General features: G+C 65.2%; 21 protein-coding genes. 11 read left to right on the plus strand and 10 right to left on the minus strand.

What is annotated here, in order from left to right; all coding sequences use genetic code 11:
• The first annotated feature begins 96 nt into the window (after positions 1-96).
• The 6 genes from AC56LG_RS18615 (at position 97) to AC56LG_RS18640 (ending at position 9,567) form a co-directional block, all read left to right on the plus strand.
• Entirely contained in the window at positions 97-2,535 is a 2,439-nt protein-coding gene (locus AC56LG_RS18615; protein ID WP_497167550.1) for a TonB-dependent receptor, read from the plus strand.
• A gap of 82 nt (positions 2,536-2,617) precedes the next feature.
• Entirely contained in the window at positions 2,618-3,949 is a 1,332-nt protein-coding gene (locus AC56LG_RS18620; protein ID WP_497167551.1) for a GH1 family beta-glucosidase, read from the plus strand.
• Between the two features lie 45 nt (positions 3,950-3,994).
• Positions 3,995-5,053 carry a glucokinase gene (locus AC56LG_RS18625; protein WP_497167552.1) on the plus strand — a complete coding sequence of 353 codons (1,059 nt, stop codon included), beginning with the start codon at positions 3,995-3,997 and terminating at the stop codon, positions 5,051-5,053.
• Positions 5,043-6,371 (plus strand): MFS transporter, encoded by a 1,329-nt coding sequence (locus tag AC56LG_RS18630; protein ID WP_497167553.1) that lies wholly within the window; start codon positions 5,043-5,045, stop codon positions 6,369-6,371. The genes AC56LG_RS18625 and AC56LG_RS18630 overlap by 11 nt, the downstream gene beginning before the upstream one ends.
• The gene (locus tag AC56LG_RS18635) at positions 6,368-8,581 is read left to right on the plus strand and encodes a heme-degrading domain-containing protein (protein ID WP_497167554.1); all 2,214 of its coding nucleotides are present in this window, start codon (positions 6,368-6,370) and stop codon (positions 8,579-8,581) included. The genes AC56LG_RS18630 and AC56LG_RS18635 overlap by 4 nt, the downstream gene beginning before the upstream one ends.
• Positions 8,578-9,567 carry a Gfo/Idh/MocA family protein gene (locus AC56LG_RS18640; protein WP_497167555.1) on the plus strand — a complete coding sequence of 330 codons (990 nt, stop codon included), beginning with the start codon at positions 8,578-8,580 and terminating at the stop codon, positions 9,565-9,567. The genes AC56LG_RS18635 and AC56LG_RS18640 overlap by 4 nt, the downstream gene beginning before the upstream one ends.
• An 11-nt stretch (positions 9,568-9,578) precedes the next feature.
• Here the strand turns inward: AC56LG_RS18640 and AC56LG_RS18645 are convergent, their stop codons facing one another.
• The 4 genes from AC56LG_RS18645 to AC56LG_RS18660 all read right to left on the minus strand — a co-directional run bounded on the left by AC56LG_RS18645 (position 9,579) and on the right by AC56LG_RS18660 (position 12,937).
• Positions 9,579-10,553 (minus strand): IS1595 family transposase, encoded by a 975-nt coding sequence (locus tag AC56LG_RS18645; RefSeq protein ID WP_497167556.1) that lies wholly within the window; start codon positions 10,551-10,553, stop codon positions 9,579-9,581.
• Between the two features lie 145 nt (positions 10,554-10,698).
• Complete coding sequence (locus tag AC56LG_RS18650) at positions 10,699-11,541, minus strand: hypothetical protein (RefSeq protein WP_497167557.1); 843 nt, start codon at positions 11,539-11,541, stop codon at positions 10,699-10,701.
• A 127-nt stretch (positions 11,542-11,668) separates the two neighbouring features.
• Positions 11,669-12,088, minus strand: coding sequence for an acyl-CoA thioesterase (locus AC56LG_RS18655; RefSeq protein WP_497167558.1), 420 nt, complete (start codon positions 12,086-12,088; stop codon positions 11,669-11,671).
• Between the two features lie 72 nt (positions 12,089-12,160).
• Entirely contained in the window at positions 12,161-12,937 is a 777-nt protein-coding gene (locus tag AC56LG_RS18660) for an SDR family oxidoreductase (protein ID WP_497167559.1), read from the minus strand.
• Between the two features lie 207 nt (positions 12,938-13,144).
• Between AC56LG_RS18660 and AC56LG_RS18665 the strand changes: the two genes are divergently transcribed.
• Together AC56LG_RS18665 and AC56LG_RS18670 are read left to right on the plus strand one after the other, a co-directional pair.
• A complete protein-coding gene (locus AC56LG_RS18665) occupies positions 13,145-14,821 on the plus strand; it encodes an electron transfer flavoprotein-ubiquinone oxidoreductase (RefSeq protein WP_497167560.1) in 1,677 nt (558 codons plus the stop codon).
• Positions 14,822-15,077: 256 nt separating this feature from the next.
• On the plus strand, positions 15,078-16,304 hold the full coding sequence (locus AC56LG_RS18670; protein ID WP_497167561.1) for a porin: 1,227 nt from the start codon (positions 15,078-15,080) through the stop codon (positions 16,302-16,304).
• Between the two features lie 325 nt (positions 16,305-16,629).
• Here the strand turns inward: AC56LG_RS18670 and AC56LG_RS18675 are convergent, their stop codons facing one another.
• From AC56LG_RS18675 to AC56LG_RS18695, 5 genes are all read right to left on the minus strand, one after another.
• The gene (locus AC56LG_RS18675; protein ID WP_497167562.1) at positions 16,630-17,037 is read right to left on the minus strand and encodes a hypothetical protein; all 408 of its coding nucleotides are present in this window, start codon (positions 17,035-17,037) and stop codon (positions 16,630-16,632) included.
• Between the two features lie 56 nt (positions 17,038-17,093).
• The gene (locus tag AC56LG_RS18680; RefSeq protein WP_497167563.1) at positions 17,094-17,555 is read right to left on the minus strand and encodes a metallophosphoesterase family protein; all 462 of its coding nucleotides are present in this window, start codon (positions 17,553-17,555) and stop codon (positions 17,094-17,096) included.
• A 31-nt stretch (positions 17,556-17,586) separates the two neighbouring features.
• Positions 17,587-17,877: a DUF378 domain-containing protein gene (locus AC56LG_RS18685; RefSeq protein ID WP_497167564.1), complete on the minus strand. Its 291-nt coding sequence runs from the start codon at positions 17,875-17,877 to the stop codon at positions 17,587-17,589.
• Positions 17,878-18,003: 126 nt separating this feature from the next.
• A complete protein-coding gene (locus tag AC56LG_RS18690) occupies positions 18,004-18,654 on the minus strand; it encodes a YcbK family protein (RefSeq protein WP_497167565.1) in 651 nt (216 codons plus the stop codon).
• Between the two features lie 92 nt (positions 18,655-18,746).
• A complete protein-coding gene (locus AC56LG_RS18695; protein WP_497167566.1) occupies positions 18,747-19,271 on the minus strand; it encodes a GNAT family N-acetyltransferase in 525 nt (174 codons plus the stop codon).
• Between the two features lie 267 nt (positions 19,272-19,538).
• Here AC56LG_RS18695 and AC56LG_RS18700 point away from each other — a divergent pair, with 267 nt between their 5' ends.
• Together AC56LG_RS18700 and AC56LG_RS18705 are read left to right on the plus strand one after the other, a co-directional pair.
• The gene (locus AC56LG_RS18700; protein ID WP_497167567.1) at positions 19,539-20,555 is read left to right on the plus strand and encodes a sulfate ABC transporter substrate-binding protein; all 1,017 of its coding nucleotides are present in this window, start codon (positions 19,539-19,541) and stop codon (positions 20,553-20,555) included.
• Between the two features lie 251 nt (positions 20,556-20,806).
• Entirely contained in the window at positions 20,807-21,808 is a 1,002-nt protein-coding gene (locus tag AC56LG_RS18705) for a serine hydrolase (protein WP_497167568.1), read from the plus strand.
• Between the two features lie 88 nt (positions 21,809-21,896).
• Here the strand turns inward: AC56LG_RS18705 and AC56LG_RS18710 are convergent, their stop codons facing one another.
• On the minus strand, positions 21,897-22,028 hold the full coding sequence (locus AC56LG_RS18710) for a hypothetical protein (protein WP_497167569.1): 132 nt from the start codon (positions 22,026-22,028) through the stop codon (positions 21,897-21,899).
• A gap of 204 nt (positions 22,029-22,232) precedes the next feature.
• Here AC56LG_RS18710 and AC56LG_RS18715 point away from each other — a divergent pair, with 204 nt between their 5' ends.
• A complete protein-coding gene (locus AC56LG_RS18715; RefSeq protein ID WP_497167570.1) occupies positions 22,233-22,496 on the plus strand; it encodes a hypothetical protein in 264 nt (87 codons plus the stop codon).
• Positions 22,497-22,590 lie beyond the last annotated feature (94 nt).

Raw genomic sequence — 22,590 nt, forward strand, 5'->3', positions numbered from 1 at the left:
CCGTTTTCAAGAATTATGAAATCGATTTCTTGAAAAGCTTCTGAGTAGTAACCGCTGTAACGACATAACTCAAATAATTCAAATTTTGGAGACAGCATGACAACCAACGCATCGCAGCGCCGGCGCGCGCTCGCCCCGATCCAACTCGCCGTCCTGACCCTCGTTGCCAGCCTCGGCAGCGCGCACGCGCAAACCGGCGCCGCCGGTGCGGCCGCCGACGCCGCCACTGCGCAAACGCAGCCCGCAACGGTATCGACCAGCGCCGATGGCCAGCCGATGGCCGAAGTGCTGGTTACCGCGACCAAGCGTTCGACCTCGCTGCAGAAAACCCCGATCGCCGTCACCGCCCTGTCGGCCGCCACGCTGGCCAACAACCACGTGCAGACCATGCTCGACGTGGTGGCGCTGGTGCCCGGCTTCCAGGCCACGGCCCAGGGCGACCATGGCGTCACCACCATGACCCTGCGCGGCATCGGCAACGACAGCGCCAAGACCCAGTACGCCGACCCGGAAGTGGCCACCTTTGTCGACAACGTGTATTCGCCGCGCGCCGAAGGTGCCACCGCCCTGCTGTTCGACGTCGACGGCATCGAGGTGCTGCGCGGTCCGCAGGGCACGCTGTGGGGCCGCAACTCGACCGTCGGCGCGGTCAACATCCAGACCACCAAGCCGACCCTGGGCAGCAGCAGCGGCTATGTCGAAGGCGGCGTCGGCGACTACAACCGCTACGGCATGCGCGGCGCGGTGAACGTGCCGCTGTCCGATACGGCAGCCCTGCGCGTGGCGATCGTGCACGAGCAGCACGACGGCTATGTCGACTATCAGACCTTCCCTGGCGTGCCGCTCGAGCAGCAGCGCGCGGCGTTTGCCGCGGCCGGCGGCAACCCGGCCGCCTTCCGCCCGATCAACCCGAACGACTTCGCCGTCGGCGACCGCAAGTACAACGCCCAGGACCAGAGCGCGGCGCGCGTCAGCCTGCTGTGGCAGGTCGCGCCGAACGTGCGCTGGGACGTCGCCTACGAAAAGTTCGCCGACCGCGGCACCCCCAACGCCAACCTGATGCAGACCCCGCGCCCCGGCCAGGAGCACTGGTCGATGCTGAGCGACAGCGCGCCCTGGATCGAGCGCGACAGCCACAACATCCGCAGCCGCGTCAGCTGGGACATCAACTCCGACCTGGCCCTGACCTATGTCGCCGGCCTCTCGAAGTACAAGGGCTCGATGCGCTTCGACCAGGACGGCGGCGCCACCGTGCCGACGTCCATCATCTCGGGCGCCAAATGGCAGGAGCACACCACCACCGATTCCGACTACCGCAGCCAGAGCCACGAGGTCTACCTGCAGTCGACCGGCACCCGCTCGGTCGACTGGCAGGCCGGCGTGTACTACGGCGGCGAGAAGAACAGCATCCGCTTCGACATCCCGATCATGAACGGGACGAAGGACAGCGGCAGCGTCGCCTGGCAGGGTTCCTTCATCCAGCCGAAGGAAACCGTCGACTCGGCCGCCGTCTTCGGCCAGGCCACCTGGAACGTCTCGGACCGCCTGCACCTGACCGGCGGCGTGCGCTACACCCACGACAAGCGCGAGAACATCGGCGGCCGTGCCTATACCTGGCGCGGCGGCGCGGTGCCGATGCTGCCGCTGAACCCGTCGATCGATCCACGCGTGCAGCCCGGCTTCGCGGCCGACGTGCCGGGCAACGACGGCAAATTCTCGGGCAGCAAAGTGACCGGCCTGGCGCGCGTCAACTACGACATCAACCGCGACCACATGGTGTATGCCAGCGTCTCGACCGGCTACAAGTCGGGCGGCACCCAGGACCGCGGCCTGCCTTACGAGCCGGAAACCCTGACCAACTACGAACTCGGCTCGAAGAGTTCGTTCATGGGCGGCGCCCTGCGCGTGAACAATGCGCTGTTCCACATGAACTTCAAGGACTTCCAGTTCAGCTCCCCGGTGAACTTCACGGACGGCAGCCGCGGCCTGTCGATCTCGAACGCCGAAGGCGCCAAGGTCTACGGCCTGGAGTCGGAAATCGCGGCGCGCCTCTCGGCCAAGGACCGCCTCTCGGTCAGCTTCGCCCTGCTGCGCGCCAAGCTCGGCTACCTGATCGCCGGCTCCAACGACTACACACTGCCGACCTGCACCATTGCCAACAGCAGTCCGTCGGACACCTGCCTCGACGTCACCGGCAACAAGATGCCGCACGCGCCGCGCTTCTCGACCACGGTGATGTACCAGCACACCTTTGACTTCGACAACGGCGCCATCCTGGTGCCGCGCGTGACCGCCCGTTACGAGACCGATGCGGAACTGTCGGTCTTCAACTTCGGGCCGGAAGACCGCCAGGAAGCGTATGCAACCGCCGACCTCGGCCTGCGCTACCAGAACAAGGGCTGGTGGGTGGACGCTTTTGTCCGCAACGTGAACGACAAGAAGATCAAGACCAGTGCCTTTAACGGCTTCGGCCCGTGGCTGGCGCAGTACAAGCCGCCGCGCACGGTCGGCATCAATACCGGCTTCGATTTCTGAAGCCAGGACGCCGGCCTGCGTTCGATGCGGGCCGGCGTTCGCCGCATTTCCCCCGTCTCCACCGTATTCCACGAAGCTGCTTATGACCAATCGCCTCACACCTGACACTCGTAACGACTTCCCATCCGACTTCACCTGGGGCGTGGCGACGTCCGCCTTCCAGATCGAAGGCGGCGCCGACGCCGACGGCAAGGGTCCGTCGATCTGGGACACCTTTTGTGCCAGCCCCGGCAACATCAAGGACGGCAGCGACGGCACGGTCGCCTGCGACCACTACCGGCGCTACCGCGACGATGTCGCCCTGCTCGCCTCGCTGGGCGTGGACGCCTACCGCTTCTCGATGGCCTGGTCGCGCGTCCAGCCCACGGGCCGCGGCGCCTGGAACCCGGCCGGCTTCGATTTCTACGACCGCCTGCTCGACGAACTGGCGCGGCGCGACGTGAAAGCGCACCTGACGCTTTACCACTGGGATCTGCCGCAGGGTTTGCAGGACGAGGGCGGCTGGCTCAACCGCGACACGGCCTACCGCTTCGCCGACTATGCACACGAAGTCGCGCGCCGCTTCGGCGACCGCATCGAGGCGATCGCCACCCACAACGAGCCCTGGTGCACGGCCAACCTCGGCTACGGCAACGCCCAGTTCGCACCCGGCGTGGCCGACCTGAAGCAGTCGATCCAGGTCTCGCACCACCTGCTGCTCTCGCACGGCCTGGCGATGACGGCGATGCGCGGCCTGCATACGCCCGCCAAACTCGGCATCGTTCTGAACCAATGGACTGCGGACCCGGCGACCGATTCGCAGGCGGACCGCGACCTGGCCGCCTTCGAATACGCGCGCTCGACCCAGTGGTTCATGGACCCGATCTTCAAGGGCCACTATCCGGAACTGGCCCTGCGCGCGCATGGCGCGAATGCGCCCGAGGTGCGCCCCGGCGACTTCGACATCATCCGCCAGCCGATCGATTTCCTCGGCTGTAATTACTACTTCCGCGCCTGGTGCAGCGCCGCCACGCCGCCGCTGCCGATGCCTGGCGCGCAGGGTTTTACCGACATGGGCTGGGAGATCTACCCGCAGGGCTTGACCCAACTGCTGCTCAAGCTGAAGGAAGAGTACGAACTGCCGCCGGTCTACATCACGGAGAATGGCATGGCCAACGCCGACGTCGTGACCGATGGCACTGTGCACGACGGCGCGCGTATCGCCTTTGTACAAAGCCACCTGGAGGCGTTGCGCGCGGCGATGGCGGCCGGCGTCGACGTCAAGGCTTACTTCTTGTGGAGCTTGCTGGATAATTTCGAATGGAATTCGGGTTACGAGAAGCGCTTCGGCATCGTCCACGTGGATTACGCGACCCAGCAGCGCACGCTGAAGGAGAGCGCGCTGTGGTACCGCGATTTTCTCGCGCGCCGCTGAAGCATACTGCAATACCGACTCTATAAAAAAATATACGGAGGAGACATGCACACCTACACCGACGGCCCGCGCCTGCTGGCCGACATCGGCGGCACCAACGCGCGCTTCGCGCTCGAGACCGGCCCCGGCACTATCCAGGCGCCGATGACGCTGGGCTGCGCCGACTACCCGCGCTTCCAGGATGCGCTGCACGCCTATTTGGCGAGTTGCGGCGAGCAGGTGGCGCACGCGGTGATTGCGATCGCGAATCCGGTCGACGGCGACGCCATCCGCATGACCAACCACCACTGGGCGTTCTCGATCGAGGCCGCGCGCGCCGAACTGCAATTGACGACGCTGCTGGTGGTGAACGATTTCACGGCGCTGGCGATGGCCCTGCCCAGCCTCGGCCCGGCCGACCTGGTGCAGGTCGGCGGCGGGGCGGCGCGTGCGGGCGGCGCCATCGGCCTGGTCGGCGCCGGCACGGGTCTCGGCGTGTCGGGGCTGGTGGCCGTCGATGGGCGCTGGACCGCGCTGCACAGCGAAGGCGGGCACGTTGCCTTTTCGCCGTCCGACGAGCGCGAGGTGGCGGTGCTGCGCTATGGCTGGCAGCGTTACGAGCACGTATCGGCCGAACGTTTCGTCTCCGGTCCCGGCATTGCCCTGATCCGCGAAGCGATCGCCGCCAGCCGCGGCGCGCAAGTCGACCTCTCGCTGGCGCCGGCCGACATCGTCGCGCGCGCCCTGGACGGCAGCGATCCGCTCTGCCGCGAAGCGATCGACTGCTTCTGCGGCATGCTCGGCACGGTGGCCGCGAACCTGGCGGTCACCCTCGGCGCGCATGGCGGCATGTACATCGGCGGCGGCGTGGTGCCGCGCCTGGGCGACTACTTCGCTAATTCTCCCTTCCGCGCGCGCTTCGAGAACAAGGGGCGCTTCTCCGCTTTTACCGCAGGAATTGCGACCTGGGTCATCACCGCGTCCGAGCCGGCGCTGGCCGGTGCGTCGAACATGCTGGCCGCGCACCTGGCGCGCGCGGAATACACGGCTTCGCCGCGCCGTATGCGCGGGCGCATGGCGCAGCCGCGTTCGCAACGGCTGGAGGCGGCCGGTCATGGGCGCTAATACCAAAGCTTCGCCGCTGCTGTGGGTACCGACGGGGTATTTCACGATGGCTCTCGGCTACGTGATGCTCACCAGCGTCACCGCCATCATGTTCAAGAACCTGGGCATGGACAATGGCCGCGCCGCGCAGTATTCGAGCCTGCTGATCCTGGCCTACACGGTCAAGCCGCTGTTCGCTCCTTTCGTCGAGATGTACCGCACCAAGAAGTTCTTCGTGCTGTGCGCGCAGGCGCTGATCGGCCTGGGCTTCGCCGGCGTGGCGCTGGCGATGGCGCTGCCCGGCTACATGCTGTTCCTGATGCCGGTCTTCTTCGCACTCTCGTTCGTCGGCGCGACGCAGGACATCGCCAGCGACGGCGTCTACGTCACCTCGCTCGACAGCCGTGCCCAGTCGCTGTATTGCGGCATCCAGAGCCTGTCGTGGAACATCGGCCCGATCGTCGCCGCCGGCGGCATGGTTTACCTGAGCGGCTACCTGCATACGCACGTGTTCGGACACGACCCGAAAGTCTTCGGGCCGGAATGGATCGACGCCTGGCGCATCATCTTCTTCCTGGTCGCGGCGATCACGCTCTTGATGGCGGCCTGGCACTACCGCTTCATGCCCGAGGGCGCGCGCGCCGCCGACACCCCTGCCGACGTGCGCGGCGCGGCGCGCATCCTGGTCGACGCCTTCGTCACGCTGTTCCAGAAGCCGGGCGTGTGGCGCATGATCGCCTTCGCCTTCCTGTTCCGGCTCAGTATCGGCTTCCTGGAAAAGATCGGGCCCTTCTTCATGGTCGACCCGGTGTCCCGGGGCGGCCTCGGGCTGTCGAACGAGATGCTGGGACTGGTCTACGGCACCTACGGGCTGGCGGCAGTGCTGCTCGGCTCCCTGCTGGGCGGCTGGTACGTGGCGCGGCGCGGCCTGAAGGCGACCCTGTTCGTGCTGTGCTGCGCGGTCAACATCCCGAACGCGACCTTCCTCCTGATGAGCATCTACCAGCCCGCCAGCCTGGTGGCGATCACGGCCGGCGTCGTCGTCGAAAAATTCTTCTTCGGCTTCGGCGCGGTCGGCTTCATGATCTACCTGATGCAGCAGCTCGCGCCCGGCAAGTACACGACCACGCATTACGCGTTCGGCACCGGGGTGATGGGCCTGTGCGGCCTGGTCACCGGCGTGATCAGCGGCCACCTGCAGGAGCTGCTGGGCTATGTCAGCTATTTCGTTTTCGTGATGATCGCCACGATTCCCTCGTTCCTGGCGACCTGGTTCGCCCCGTTCCACCATGGCGACGGCAACACGCCGGCGGCCGATGCCCGGGCGGTGCCGGCATGAAGCGCTCATCTCTCTCCCTCCTGTGCCTGGCGGCCGGCGCGGCCTGCGCGCAGACCGCCCCCGGCATCAAGGTCAACAGCATCGGCTTCCTGCCGGCGGCGCAGAAGCTGGCCGTGATGCCTGCGTCGGCGACCGCCGCGTTCGAGGTCGTCGACGACGCCAGCGGCAAGCCGGTCTTCAACGGCGCCCTGGCCGCGCCCCTGCGCTGGGACCCTTCCGGCGAGACCGTGCGCCTGGCCGACTTCAGCGCCCTCACCCGGCCCGGCCGCTACCGCCTGCAGGCGCCCGGCGCCGCGCCGTCGGCGCCGTTCACGGTGGGCGCCGACAGCTACCGCGCGCTCGGCGCCGCTGCGTTAAAAGCCTTTTATTACAACCGCACCGCGCTGGCGCTGGCGCCGCGACACGCCGGCACCTGGGCGCGTCCCGCCGGCCACCCGGACGAGCGGGTGCTGGTGCACGCCTCGGCGGCGTCCGCCACGCGCCCGGCCGGCACGGTCATCGCCAGTCCGAAGGGCTGGTACGACGCCGGCGACTACAACAAGTACATTCCCAGCTCGGCCATCTCGACCTACACCCTGCTGGCGGCCTACGAACACTTCCCGCGCCCGTTCGATGCGCTCGACGTGAACATCCCGGAATCGGGCAACGGCGTGCCCGACGTCGTCGACGAGGCCATGTGGAACCTGGCGTGGATGCTGACGATGCAGGACCCGGCGGACGGCGGCGTGTACCACAAGCTGACCAACCTCACCTTCGACGCCATGGTAATGCCGCACCAGGCCACGCAATCGGGCGCCACCGGGCCGCGCTACGTGGTCGCGAAAAGCACCTCGGCGGCGCTGAACTTCGCCGCCACCATGGCCGCCGCCAGCCGCGTGCTGGCGCCGTATCAGAAGCAGTATCCGGGCATGGCCGCGCGGATGCTGGCGGCGGCCGAGCGTGCCTGGGAGTGGGCAGCGGCCAACCCGGCCGTACTGTTCAAGAATCCGGCCGATGTGGTCACCGGCGAATACGGCGACGCGCGCGTGGACGACGAGCGCGCCTGGGCCGCGGCGGAGCTCTACATCAGCAGCGGCAAGGACAGCTATTACACTGCGCTGCAGCCGGAAACCGTGTCGGCCACCTACCCGGCCTGGGACGACGTGCGCGGCCTGGCCTGGATGTCGCTGGCGCACCATCGCGATCGCCTCACGCCGCTGGCCGACCGCGGCCTGATCGCCGCCCGCATCGACGGCCTGGCCGCGCGCTTGACCAACGAGTGGCGCGGCTCCGGCTACCGGGTGCCGATGCGCGGCCTTGACTTCGTCTGGGGCAGCAATGCGGTGATGCTGAACCAGGCGATGATGCTGGTGCAGGGCTACCGCTTGAACGGCAAGCGGGAGTACCTGGACGCCGCCCAGTCGGCGCTCGACTATGTCCTTGGCCGCAATGCCTTCGGGCGCTCGTTCGTGACCGGTTTCGGGGCGCGTCCGCCGCTGCATCCGCACCACCGACCCTCGCAGGGCGACAGCGTCGCCGCGCCGGTGCCGGGCTGGGTGGTCGGCGGCCCGCAACCCTTCCAGCAGGACAAGGCCGAGTGCCCGCCCTACCCGAGCGCCCTGCCCGCGCTGTCCTGGCTCGACCACGTGTGCAGCTATGCCAGCAACGAGGTTGCCATCAACTGGAATGCACCGCTGGTGTACGTGACGGCGGCGCTGTCCGAACTGACCCGACAAGGCGTGAAGATGACCGACCCGACCGACCCGCTCGCGCAATTGCTGCGCGAGGAACAGGCGCTGCAATTCGACAGTTTCAGCAACGAAGCCGCGCTGCGGATCGGCTTGCAGCTGGTGGAACGCGCACGTGCGCAACAGGCCGTGGTAAGCGTCGAGATCGCGCGCAACGGCCAGGTGCTGTTCGCGCACGGCATGGAAGGCGCGCCGCCGGACCACGCCCACTGGATCCGGCGCAAGAGCAACCTCGCCAACCGCACCGGGCACAGCTCCTACTATACCCACGTCGAGACGGTGCGCAGCGGCGGCGACCATGACGCCATTCCGACGCTCGACCCGCGCGAGTATGCGGCCCATGGCGGCGCCTTTCCGGTCGTGGTGAAGGGGACGGGACAGGTCGGCACGATCACCGTTTCCGGGCTGCCCGGCGCGCAGGATCATGCGCTGGTGGTGGCCGTGCTGCAGGACTACCTGGGCGTGAAGGGAGCGACACGATGACCGCGCCGATCCGCTGGGGCATTCTCGGCACCGGCGCCATCGCGCACGCGTTTGCAACCGGCCTGCAGCACGCGCCGGGCGCGGTGCTGGCGGCGGTCGGCTCGCGCACCCAGGCTGGCGCCGACGCCTTTGCACGCGCATTCGGCGCTGCGGCGGCCTACGGTTCCTACGAAGCGCTGGCGGCGGCGCCCGACGTCGACATCATTTATATCGGCACGCCGCATCCGCTGCACGCCGCCAACGCCCTGCTGGCCCTGGAGGGCGGCAAGGCGGTCCTGTGCGAGAAGCCGTTCGCGATGAACCGGCGCGAGGCGGATGCAGTGGTGGCGCTGGCGCGGGCGCGCAACCTGTTCCTGATGGAGGCGATGTGGACGCGCTTCATGCCGGCGCTGGCCGAAGTCAAGCGCCTCATCGCCGGCGGCGAGATCGGCGCCGTCACCCAGGTGCAGGCCGACTTCGGCTTCTCGGCCACGCGCGACCCCGAGCACCGCGTCAACAAGCGCGCACTCGGCGGCGGCGCCCTGCTCGACCTGGGGATCTATCCGCTGTCGATCGCCTGCGCCCTGCTGGGACCCGCCGACAGCGTGCGCGCGCAAGCCGTCATGAGCGAGACCGGGGTCGATGCCACCACCGGCTTCACGATGGTGCATGCGGGCGGCACGCTGTCGGTGTGCAGCTGTTCGCTGCGCGCGCGCTCGAGCTGCGAACTGATCGTCTCGGGCACGGCCGGCAGCATCCGCATGGAACGCATGTTCCACCTGGCCGAGCGCATCACGGTCGAGGTGGAGGGCCAGGCGCCGCGCACGATCGCGACGCCCTGGCTCGGCAACGGCTACACGCACGAGGCGATCGCGGCGGGCGATTGCCTGCGCGCGGGGTGGATCGAGCATCCCCTGATGCGGCACGAGGAAACGCTGGCGCAGATGGCGCTGCTCGACGAGATCCGGCGCCAGATCGGGCTGCGCTATCCGGCCGACGGACAATGAAAAAGGCGCTGTCACCGTTTGATGTTGATGGGTCTGATCGCCAGGCGCAGCAATTGATCGGCGGAAGTGATCTTTCCGCCATCCAACGCCCGGCGCCAGCCCAGGTAATTCGGCAAATAACGCGATGCAACCCCATGAAACCGCGTCAGCCATTCGCGAAAGCGGCGGTGCCAGGCATTCACGTTCTGCACATGGATGGCGCCCGCGGCCTCGCGGCGGAGGCGTTCGCCGGCGCGCAGGTTGACGGCCTGGTGCGCAATCCCGTGCGCACGCGCGAACGCGCGATAGGCCGCATGCGCGTCGGTGACCAGCAGCACCTGCCGGTCGAGGCAGGGCAGCAAGTGGCGCTCGAGTTGCGCCTTGCTCAGGGCGCCGCGCCCGGTCACGACGTCGATGGTCTGGCCGCTGCGGTCGCGCGCCACCAGGATGCAGTCGAGTTCGCGCGAGATGCCGCGCCGTGCCGCCGCGCCGCCACGCTTGCGCGGCGCCCGGTCGAGCTTGCGCGATCCCTTCTGCGACTCGCGTAGAAACATTTCGTCGGCCTCGACGATGCCGTTCAGGCACACCGGCCGGTCGTCCTTGACCCGGTCGAGAAACCGGTGGCGCCATCTGAATGCGGTATTCCGGTGCACCTTCACTTGCTCTGCCGCTGCGCGCACCGGGCGCGACGCGCGCAGCGCATCGAGGTAATCGAGCCATTTGGCGCGCAGGCGCAGCCGGGCCAGCGGCGTGCCGGTGAGGTCGTTGAAGGTGCGCCGGCACCCGCGGCAGCGATAACGCTGCAGGCCGTTCGCGTGGCCATGGCGGTGCCAGCCTGCGCATTGGCAATGCGGGCAGCGGCGTCCAGGGCCGCGCAATTGTTCGATCAATGCGAGCAGCTGATGCAACCCGGCCGCCGGGCGCAGGGCGTCGAGCACCTGTAATCGCTGAGGCTGGTTCAATGCCGGTAACGACGCGAACCATTTCTTGAACCGTGGCGATTTCATGGCAGATCCATATTGATGGCGATACGGTTTCGACCGCGAAACGGCTCAGCAGTTCAATCCTCATCCACAGCGAACGGTGACAGCGCCATGAAAAACGCCAGCCGTTTTTGCGGCTGGCGTTTTCGGATGCGCGTCTAAAGATGACTTAGAAGCGGACTTTGACGAACGCCGACGGGCCGGTCAGCTTCAGGTCGAGATCGGCGTTGCTGTCGCCGTTGCGGTGCAGGTCGATCTTCTGGATGCCGTAGTCGAGCACCACCGCGACGTTTGGCGTCGCTGCCCATTCGACACCGGCCGAGGCGTTGTAGACATGGCCTTCGACGGTGCCGCCGTTGCGCTTGATGCCGCTCGCTTCGGCGACCAGGCGCACCTTGTCGTTCAGGCTGTAGCGCCAGGCGGCGTCGATGGTCGGCGCCCAGACGCTTTCGCTGGCCGAATCCGAACCGCTCCAGGAATAGTTCACGACCGGCGCCGCGGTGCTGACGTTGGCCGAGACCGAACCCGAGATCTTGGCGCGCAGGTAGGCGGCGCCGAGGCCGACGCCGAACGCGTGCTTGTCGTGGGTCATCCAGTATTTGTACGACAGGCGCGCCATCTCGATGCGCAGGTTGGCGTCGCCGCTGATGTTGCCGCTGACCGGACGCCCTTCGTACACGGTCGCGCCACTGGCGGCGCCGGCGTAGTCTTCGTCGAAGCGGAAGTAGTCGAAGGCGATGCCGTGGTTGTCGCCGATGAGGAAGTCGGCTTTTACGCGCGGCAGGGTGGTGTCGCTGATCTTCTCGTCGGGCGTATCGACGCGGCCGTAGCGGGTGTCGCCGCCGACGTGGATCTTCGGCTCGGCGCGGAAGGCGCCGACCGATACGCTCATGCGGTCAAGTGCGGACGACTGCTGCGCCTGGGCCAGGCCGGCGGCAGCGGCCCCCAGCAGGATGGCGCATTTCAGGGCGGTGACGGACGGACGAATGGCGGTCGATACAGGGCGGGACATGGGTTCTCCGATAAAAATGTGGTTCATAAATACCCGCCAGACTGCGTCTGGTCGCGGTAACACTTTATTATCGCCAATGTCACAATAACAACGCGCACGATTGCTGACTACATGGTCAGCAGCGCATTTACCCCTGCGGTAGCAAGGCGCGGATCGCCTCCGGCACCGGCACCGATTTCTCGGCCGTGAAGTCGACCCAGACGATTTTTGCCGCGCCCTCGGCATGCAGGGCGCCCGCTGTGCCGTCTTCCCCGACCAGGTGGATCTCGTGCGACATCTCGAAACTCGAGCGTCCCGGCGGCCCGACATACGAGGTGACTTCGATCTCGGCCGGATACTTCAGCTGCTTCAGGAAGGAACAGCCGGCATTGATCAATACCGGCCCGGTGCCGGTCGGGTCGGGCAAGGCGCCGACCTGTTCCAGCCAGGCGATGCGCGCCGTTTCGATGTAGCGGAAATAGACGGTGTTGTTGACGTGGCCCATCGCGTCCATGTCGCCCCAGCGCACCGGCATGCGCATCGTGTGTACCAGTTTCTTGTTGCTCATTCTCGACTCTTTGAAAACGGATAAAAAAATGGCGCCGCTGCCGGCGCCACTTTCACTATTTTACGACGTCCCTCACTGGGCCGTCATGCCGTCGTCCGCCGTGATGATCGCGCCGTTGATGAAATGCGCTTCCTCGGCGGCCAATAAAAGCAGCAGGCCGTCCAGGTCTTCCGGCTTGCCCGGGCGCTTGCGCGGCAAGAGTTCGATCAGTTTTTTACCCTGCTCGGTATCGAAATAATCCTCGTTCATCTCGGTGGCGATGTAGCCGGGGCAGATGGCATTCACGTTGATGCCGAACTTGCCCCATTCGACCGCCATCGCCTTCGTCATCTGCACCACAGCCGCCTTGCTCATGCAATAGACGCCGATCTGCGGCAGCACGCGCAGGCCGGCCACCGAGGCGATGTTGACGATGCGGTGCTGCTTGCGCGGGTCGCCCTTGGCGCGCTGGATCATGCGCTTGGCCGTCTGCTGGGCGACAAAAAAGGCGCCGCGCAGGTTGGTGTCCATGATGTACTGGTAATCGTCCTCGGTCACGTCGAGCAGGCGCTGGGTGCTTTGCACGCCCGAGTTGTTGATCAGGATGTCGATCGGGCCGGCCTCGGTTTCGGCATGGGCGATGGCCGACTTGATGCTGGCCATGTCGGTCACGTCGAGGTTGACGACGTGGGCGGCGCCGCCGTCGGCCTCGATTTCGGCGCGCAGTTCCTTCAGGCGTTCGGTGCGGCGCGAGGCCAGCACCACCTGGGCGCCGGCGCCGGCCAGGGCTTTCGCAAAGCGCGCACCGAGGCCGCTGGAGGCGCCCGTGACCATCGCAATCTTGCCTTCAAAATTCACTTCGATGCCCACGTTGGCTCCTGTCCTGTCGTGCACCGGCACGGATGATGTCGAAGGCATAATGATGTCACAGATTGCAGAGATTAGATCGCTTCACCTGATAATCACCGAAATACGCCAAAAGCGCGCCAAAAACACGCCTAGAATGGCGGGCGACATTGCATTCGGGCGCAAAAACCCGCACACTCGTGCTTAAATTTTTTTAACCATACCAAGACCATGACTGAGACAACCAACCTTCTCGAACAATACGGACCGCGCGAGGCGATGGAGTACGACGTCGTCGTCGTCGGCGGCGGCCCGGCGGGCCTGTCGGCAGCGATCCGCCTGAAGCAGCTGGCGAGCGAAAAAGGCCGCGAAGTCTCGGTCTGCGTGCTGGAAAAAGGCGGCGAAGTCGGCGCCCACATCCTCTCCGGCGCGGTCATGGACCCGATCGCCCTGAACGAACTGTTCCCCAACTGGAAAGAGCTGGGCGCGCCGCTGAACACCGAAGTGACCGAGGACCGCGTCCTGTTCCTGACCGAGACGAAAGCGCGCGCGACGCCCTCGTTCATGGTCCCGAAGATGCTGACCAACCACGGCAACTACATCATCTCGCTGGCCAACGTGACGCGCTGGCTCGGCCAGCAGGCCGAAGCGCTGGGCGTGGAAGTGTTCCCGGGCTTTCCGGCCGCCGAAATCCTCTACAACGAGGATGGTTCGGTCAAGGGTGTCGCCACCGGCAACATGGGCGTCGACCGCGAAGGCAATCCGACCGACGCCTTCCAGCTCGGCATGGAACTGCACGCGAAATACACCTTCTTCGCCGAAGGGTCGCGCGGCCACCTCGGCAAGCAGCTGATGGCCAAGTACGACCTCAATCGCGGCAAGGACCCGCAAACCTACGGCATCGGCATCAAGGAATTGTGGGAAATCGACCCGGCCCTGCACAAGCCGGGCCTGGTGATCCACACCGCCGGCTGGCCGCTCGACAGCGACACCTATGGCGGCTCCTTCATGTACCACCTGGAGAACAACCAGGTCGCGGTCGGCTTCGTGGTCGGCCTGGCCTACCAGAACCCGTACCTGTCGCCCTACGAGGAATTCCAGCGCTATAAAACGCATCCGGAAATCCGCAAGTTCTTCGAAGGCGGCAAGCGCATCTCGTACGGTGCACGCGCCATCACCGCGGGCGGCCTGCAATCCCTGCCGAAGACCGTGTTCCCGGGCGGCGCCCTGATCGGCTGCGACGCCGGCTTCCTCAACACCAGCCGCATCAAGGGCAGCCACGGCGCCATCAAGACCGGCATGCTGGCCGCGGAAGCGGCCTTCGATGCGCTCGGCGCCGAGCGCCAGCACGACGAACTGACCGCCTACCCGCTCGCATTCGAAAAATCCTGGCTGTACGAAGAACTGCACAGGGCGCGCAACTTCAAGCCATGGATGAGCCGCGGCCTGTACACGGGCACCGTCATGACCGGCATCGACCAGATGATCTTCAAGGGCAAGGCGCCGTGGACCCTGCGCCACAAGCACGCCGACCACGAGATGCTGCGTCCCGCGTCCGAGTTCAAGCCGATCGTGTATCCGAAACCGGACGGCAAGCTGACCTTCGATCGTTTGTCCTCGGTGTTCATTTCGAACACGAATCACGCCGAAGACCAGCCGGTGCACCTGACGCTGAAGAACGCCAGCATCCCGGTCGACGTCAACCTGGCGAAATATGCCGGCCCCGAGCAGCGCTACTGCCCGGCGGGCGTGTACGAGTACGTGAAGACGGATGCCGGCCAGGACCGCCTGCAGATCAATGCGCAGAACTGCGTGCACTGCAAGACCTGCGACATCAAGGACCCGACCCAGAACATCGTGTGGGTGACGCCGGAAGGCGGCGGCGGGCCGAATTATCCGAACATGTAATGCTTCAAACGGGCGCCGGTGGCGCCCGTTTTTTTGCAACCGGATGCGCATGGATACGAATGTGGCTGTTCGTAGGCTGGGCTCTCGAGCCCACGCGGTAGACGTCGCTCGCCATTCGAAAAATATCGCCTAGCCGCTCGACTCAGCCATTGTTGTTTTGAGGCAACCAATACCAAGGTAAAAGTGACCTCAGCCATTCCAGTCAAGATTTGCCGTGTGCAATAATTCCGCACCGAAATTTTACTGAAATCACCGAATGTCACGCACCAGCCTGCTCCGCCCCGTCTTAAGCTGCACTCTGCTCTGCACCCTGTTCGCCACCGCCTTCCCCGCCGCTGCCCAGACGCAGTCCTCCTCGCAGTCCTTCCTGATGTCGCGCCTGTCCCAGCTGCCCGAGTACAGCGGCGGCGGCGATGCCGTGCGCATCTACGGTACGGTCGACCTGGGCGCGATGTACACGCATACCGACAAGGGGCGCGGGCGCTGGCAGCAGCAAAGCGGCGGCGCGTCTACCTCGAAGCTGGGGTTCTATGCGTCCGAAGACCTGGGCGGCGGCCTGAAGGCCGAAGCCAAGCTGGAAGCGGGCATCAACGCCGACACCGGCGCCCAGCAGGCCAGCGCCCTGTTCAACCGCGAATCCTGGGTCGGCTTGAAGTCCAGCACCTACGGCACGCTGCGCTTCGGTAACCAGATCAACGCCATGCTGCCGCTGTTCGTCGACCCGTTCATGCTGGTGCCGACCAACTCGGTCTACACCTGGGTCGGCGGCGGCGCCATGCAGGGTCCGCGCGGCGTCGGCGCGAACACCGACCTCGGACCGGGCACCGGCACCATTCCCGTGCGCGTACCGAAATCGCTCACCTATGCCACCCCGCGCGTGATGGGCTTCGGCGCGCAGGCGATCTATGCCACCAACCCGTACGGCACCAGCGAGCCGAAAGCCGGCACGCGCGGCGGCGTGGTGTCCTTCACCAACGGCACTCTGTTCCTGGCGGCGAGCCTGACCCAGACCTGGAGCAGCCCGGTCGTTGTCAGCGCCGGCGCACCGGCGCAATCGGTGCGCACCGACATCCCGGCCTTCGGCGCCATCTACGACACCGGCAAGCTGGTGCTGTCGGCCTCGTACGCTCGCACCACGCCGCAACTGGCGCAGGGCGGCGAAGCGGAAATCAAGACGCTGGGTGCTATCTTCAATCAGGGCAACGTGTCGTGGCTGGCCTCGCTCGTGCACCGCGACACCGACGGCGCCCGCAATGCCGCCGGACGCGCCGTGGAATCGTCGGCCCTGGGCCTGATGCTGGGCGCCGACTACAACCTGTCGCGCCGCAGCGCCCTGTATGCGCGCGCCGGCTCGGTGCGCAACTTCGGCGCCTCGACCATCATCCTCAACAGCGTGGCGCTGCCCTTCCAGGCCGGCTCGACGGCGCCGCAGACCGGCATCGAGACGCGCACGTTCTCGATGGGTGTGCTGCACCACTTCTAAGCCGGTTGGCCGAGCAGGTCAGTCGATTCTTGCGCGTCCGCGCGACCGAAGCGGTGGCCGACCACCAGGGTCGTGCTGGCGACCACATACGTAGGGTGGACTCTTGAGTCCACGCGGTCGTGCCGTTGCACTCCCCAGCATGTGGGACATCTCTGCGCGTATGTGCTCCGAGGCTACGCGTCGCATTTCGATATATAGACGTGGTACCGCGTGGACTCAAGAGTCCGCCCTACGATTAATGCGACTCACGCACTGCGGCAAGCTTAGCGCTGGGAGACGGTTCGCGTCGGCTGCACTGAGCGGCCTTAGCGTTATGGAGCACGTGTCAGCCGATCCGTGCACGTCCGCGCGACCCGAACCGGTGGCCTACCACCAGGGTCGTGCTGGCGACCAGGCTGGACAAACCGATGACGAGCTGGATCAGCCGGTCGGCCGGCAGCAGCCAGTAGGAGCCGCGCGGGATCTCGGCGCCGGTGGCGGCCACGATCAGGGGCGCGATCCAGGCGGCATCGTCGTCGACGTCGAGCACGATCGCATCTTCGTGCGTCTGCATGTAGATGTTGCCGCCTTCGGCCAGCGTGAAGCAGATGCCGTAGCCGGTCTCCTGCGGCTTGATCAGGTCCTGCATGGCCTGGTCGTGCTCCGCGATCCAGAGTTCGACGTCCTGCGGCGTTTCGAGGTGGATCCAGGGCCGGGGACGGAAGCGAGGCGGTGTGTCGAGGGGTGCGGTCATCAGGGCGAACAATTCAACGGCAAAGAGAGACATCCTACGGCATTTCGGGATGCGCGTCAGCCATCGACCAGCGTCACGATGCGCGGACGGACGCGCTCGCCCTCGACGATCAGTTCCGCCGCGCTGATCGGCAGGCTGAAACGGCGGCGCCCGGCGCTGCCCGGGTTGATGTAGAGGACACCTCCCCGTTCGACACTGGATGGCCGGTGCGAGTGCCCCGACACCACGATGCGCACGCCGGCCGCGGCCGGGTCGATGTCGAGTTCCTTCAGGTCGTGGATCGCATACAGCGCGACCTTCCCTACATCGAGCGTGGCCGTGACGGGAATCGCGCGCGTCCAGGCGTCGCGGTCGTTGTTGCCGCGCACGACGGTCAAGGGCGCGATGTCTGCCAGGCGCGTCAGGATGTCGGCGTTGCCGATGTCGCCGCCGTGGACGATATGGTCGCAGCCGGCGAGGAAGTCCAGCGCTTCCGGACGCAGCAATCCGTGCGTGTCGGAGATCAGGCCGATACGCACGGGTTTGTGGACGCTTTCCTCAGTGCCGTTCTTAGTGATGGCGTTTCGCTCCCGCCATCTTTGCCGTCGTATAGATCGAATACAGCGCGGCCAGGCCGACCAGCACGTAGATCAGGCGCGTCGCCGGGCTGCCGGGACCGAAGATGGTCGCGACCATGTCGACCTCGAACAGGCCGACCAGGGCCCAGTTCAGACCGCCGATGATCAGCAAGGCCATCGCCAGGTAGTCGAGTGCCGACATCGCCGAGCGGCCTTCGCGCACGTTGGTACGGCGCTCGGGACCGGTGCGGCGGTCCATCGTGGGTGCGTTCATCGTTGCCATACAATCCTCCTCAAGAATGCAAGCGCGGACGGGAACAGGAACATCGCCGCCGCAGTTCTCAAGATAGCAAAAACTCACGCAATGATGTCGCTCGCAAGCCTGTCAACCTTGCCAGGCGCGCCGCGCTCAGCCTTTCCAGGTGCGGTTCAGCCCGGTATCGGCGTGAATCCAGCCGCCTTTCGGACCTGACCGGTAGTAATAACCGACGCCGCCCTGGCGGAAGCTGCGGATCAGGCCGCCGAGCACTTCTTCGTTGAGGCTGGAAATGCGGATGTCGGCCGCCTTGCCCGACATATGCAGCGACTTGCGTGCGGCCGGGATGCCCTGCTCCTGCAGGCGTGCGTTCGAGGCCGGGGTGCGGTAGCCGGACAAAATCTCGAGCGGCTGGGTCATGCCGTAGCGGGCGATGAAGGCTTGCGTGCCCCACAGCATTTCGAGCAGCTTGGGGTCGATCGGCGCGGTGGCGCGGCCGTTGACGTCGCGCAGCAGGTGGCACAGCTGTTCGTAGGCCGAGTCGATCATCTCGCCGTCCTTCCAGTACAGGATCGTGGCGCGCTCGCCGCTTTGCGGACGCGTCACCGACAGCGTGCGCGGCTTGACCCAGAAATCGAGGTCGAGCAACTGGGCATCGAACAGGTCGGGCGGCGGGGTCAGGTCGGCCGGTGCAGCTTGCGGCGCGGCTTGTGCCACGCCGGCGGGGAGAATGAGTGTCGGCGCCAGTGCGCCGAGGGCGGACAGGCGCATGCCATGATGAAGAAAATCTCTGCGGGAAGCCATAAAGTACTCATCTTTGCGAAGCCGGTACTATAGCCTAAGGAGATCCCGCACAAAAGACGTGTCTTGTTGCTTTTTTACGGCTTTTTTTATATCTAATCGCTGCATTTGCAGAAACGCTTGCTGCGCGCTTCCGCATCTTGCACAGTAGCATCGAGCTGCTTCCACATCAGGCTGCAGTCGAGCCCGTAGCAAGATTTTTCGAGGCCGGCATTCACATAACCCTGGCGCTCGTAGAAGCTGGTGCAGCTTTCGGGGCTGTGCAGGTGCAGCTTGCGGATATTCCAGGCGCGCGCCTGCTCCTCGACGGCGGCCACCATGGCGCGCCCGATACCGCTGCGCAAGGCGCCCGGCTCGACGTAACACAGGGCCATCTTGCCCGCGGGCGTCAACAGGGCCAGGCCCAGCAATTGCCCGTCGCGCTCGGCGACGATGGCGTAATTCGCCGGCGATGCGAACCAGGCGGCGACGGTTTCCGGTGTCTTGTTGGAGAGCCAGCTATCGAGCACTCCGGGTCGCCCACGGTGGTCGGGCGCGCAGACCTCCTCGATCGAGCGGCGCAGCAAGTGGCAAGCGGAAATGGCGTCGGCCGGTACTGCTTTGCGAATGTCGATACCCATGAACGTCTGACCCAGTAATTCGTAATGACTGTTGCTCTTGCCCGGCCTCATGCTTTTGGCATGGCCGGCGAATCTTCGGACTATACACCGAAAGCCGCAGAGCTTGCCGGAGGCGGCGCCAACCTTGCGCGACGGCAAGGCAAGCCGCGGTGGAAGACCGGCGCGTTCAAATATCTTCTAAGCATATGACAAAAGTATTCTTTCGTTTTCCCGTGAATAAATGGAACATGAACGCTGTTCCCATTGTATTTAAAAAGCGAGAAAAATATGCCAAGCACCCCATTCGCACCGCTGCGCCGATTGATCCTCGCGCTCGCCATGGGCGCCGCCCTGCCCCTGTCGGCCAGCGCCGCCACGCCCGAGCTGCTCAACGTCTCCTACGACGTCGCGCGCGAACTGTACAAGGACGTCAACCCGGCCTTTATCGCAAGCTGGAAACAGAGCACCGGCGAAACCGTGACGATCAAGCAATCGCACGGCGGCTCGAGCAAGCAGGCGCGCGCCGTGGCCGATGGCCTGGAAGCATCGGTCGTGACCATGAACCAGGCCAACGATATCGACATGCTGTCCGACCGTGGACTGGTGGCCAAGGACTGGGCTAAAAAGTTCCCGAACAATGCGGCACCCTACTACTCGACCATGGTGTTCCTGGTTCGCAAGGGCAATCCGAAGGGCATCAAGAATTGGGAAGACCTGGCCAAGCCGGGCGTGCAAGTCATCATCCCGAATCCGAAGACCGCCGGCAACGGCCGCTATACCTACCTGGCGGCCTGGGGCTCGGTACTGAAGCAAAAGGGCGGCACCGAAGCGCAGGCGCGCGCGCTGGTCGGTCGCATCTTCAAGAACGTGCCGATCCTGGACGCGGGCGGACGCGCCGCGACCACCACCTTCACCCAGCGCCAGATCGGCGACGCCCTGGTGACCTTCGAGAACGAAGTGAGCATGGTGCGCACCGAGTTCGGCGACAATTTCGAGGTGGTCTACCCGAGCGTATCGATCCTGGCCGAGTCGCCGGTGGCCGTGGTCGACAAGGTGGTCGACCGCCGCGGCGTGCGCAAGCAGGCAACGGCTTACCTGAACTTCCTGTACTCGCCGGCCGGCCAGGAAATCGGTGCCAAGCACTTCATGCGCGTGCGTAACGAAGCAGTGATGAAAAAGTTTGCAGGCAACTACAAGCCGATCAGCCTGTTCTCGGTCGACGAGTTGTTCGGCGGCTGGCGCAATGCCCAGAAAGTCCACTTCGACGATGGCGGCGAATTCGACAAGATCTACCAGTCGAAGTAAGCGTCGGAGCGAGCACGTGAACTTCGCGTAATTTCGCAAATAAACGACGCAATTGCTTGTCTAGAAAGGCTCTGCGACACCGCAGGGCCTTTTTTGTCACGAAAAATCACAGTTGAGGTCGGTTTTCGTCCGTGCGCCATAGACACAAGGAAATGTCAATGCTATCGTCCACTCTTCTGATGTGCCCTATAGCAAGATAACGCCGCGCCCCTCCTGCGCTGGCCTTTAACCCGACACCTATCCCGACACCCATGATCAAAAAACTGCTCGCCGCCGCCCTGTTGTCGATCTCGTCTGCTGCCGCATTCGCGGTGCCGTTCGGATCGCAATCGGTGCTGGTGGTCGAAGACGACACCGGCAAGGTATTGCTGGAAAAGAACGCCGGTGCGGTCGTGCCGATCGCTTCGCTGACCAAGCTGATGACCGCGATGGTCATCCTTGACGCCAAGCAGGACATGAACGAGCTGATCGAGATCGACCGCAGCGACGTCGACACCCTGAAACACAGCACCTCGCGCGTGCCGGTCGGCGCCAGTATCCCGCGCGGCGACGTGCTGCAACTGGCGCTGATGTCCTCGGATAACCGCGCCGCCGCCGCGCTGGGCCGTACCTACCCGGGCGGCTTGCCGGCATTCAAGGCGGCCGTGCGCCGCAAGATCGCCACCCTCGGCATGACCAATACCGCGATCGAAGAGCCGACCGGCCTGTCGCCGAACAACCGCTCGACCGCGGCCGACCTGGTCAAGATGGCGCAGGCTGCTTCCCATTACAAGGAAATCACCGACCGCACCACCGATGCCAAGAACCTGGTGAGTATCAACAGCCGCGAAGTCGAGTTCCACAACACCAATCGCCTGGTCGGCGCCAAGGGCTGGGACATCGGCCTGTCGAAAACCGGCTACATTCAAGAAGCGGGCCGCTGCCTGATCATGAGCATCAAGGCCGGCGGCAAGAACGCGACCATGGTGCTGCTCAACGCCGGCGCCTCGTCGGCACGCATCCTCGACGCCCTCAACGTGCGCCGCTACATCGCCGGCGAAGAAGCGCCGGTCGCGCGCATCGCCAAGGTCGCGCGCTCCTCGAAAGTCATGAAGGCGGGCAGCCGCGCACCGCGCATCAGCGCCAGCAGCGGCGGCCCACGCATCAAGGCAGCCAGCGGCCGTGTCGTCAAGGTGAAAGCCGGCGTGCGCAGCAAGGCCAAGGTGGTGGCGACCAAGAAGAAGGTCGTGGTGGTGCGCAAGCGCCGCAATTGATCGTTTGAACTTGCGGGCCTGCGGGTCCGTAGCGACGAAAAAAAACCGCCTGCTGGCGGTTTTTTAATGCGTGCTCCCTTAGCGTCGATTACAGCGGCGCTGAGTGACCGTCCGCGTACGGTGCGCCTGCCAGCTCGAAAGCGCGGCGCAGGAAGCTCTTCACGCGTGCGGAGGTGATCGGGGTGTCGAAGCGGTGAAGCGAATTCAAAATGGCATCCATGATGGCTCCTGTTTTTGCTGGTATTTATACGATGGAGTCAGTGTAGTGCCCGCGAAGATATAAATCCAATTTCGGTTTCGCATTACCACTATAAGTGTGTTCGATATCTGGCTTATGCGATTTGCTTATGGCCGTTATCGCCGGGCCGCGCTGCCGGTTGTGCATTACAGGTAGAATGCGGCTCGACCATCACGAGAGCTTCCAATGAAAAAAACCGACCTTGCCAAGAGCGACGCCAAGAAAATCATGAACCAGATGGGCGCGCGCAACGCCAGCTTCGGCGCTCCGGCTACCACGCCGGTGGACAAGCGCGAACAGCGCGAACGCGACCGCGCGCTGGGACTGGTGCCATTTGCGGTCAAACTGAATGGCGACCTGGTGGCGCAACTGCAGGCGCTGGCCAAGGAGCGTGGGGTCGACATGAACGCGCTGGTCGACGAGCTCGTGCGCAAGGGATTGGCGGGCTGAGACCCGCTGCAGCGTATCGCTGTTGTAGGGTGGACTCCCGAGTCCACGCGTTACGTTTGAGCAGCCTGCAGCTTCCGCCGTAGCGTTTCGACTA

It is taken from the genome of Telluria sp. ZB2R32 (assembly GCF_059685715.1).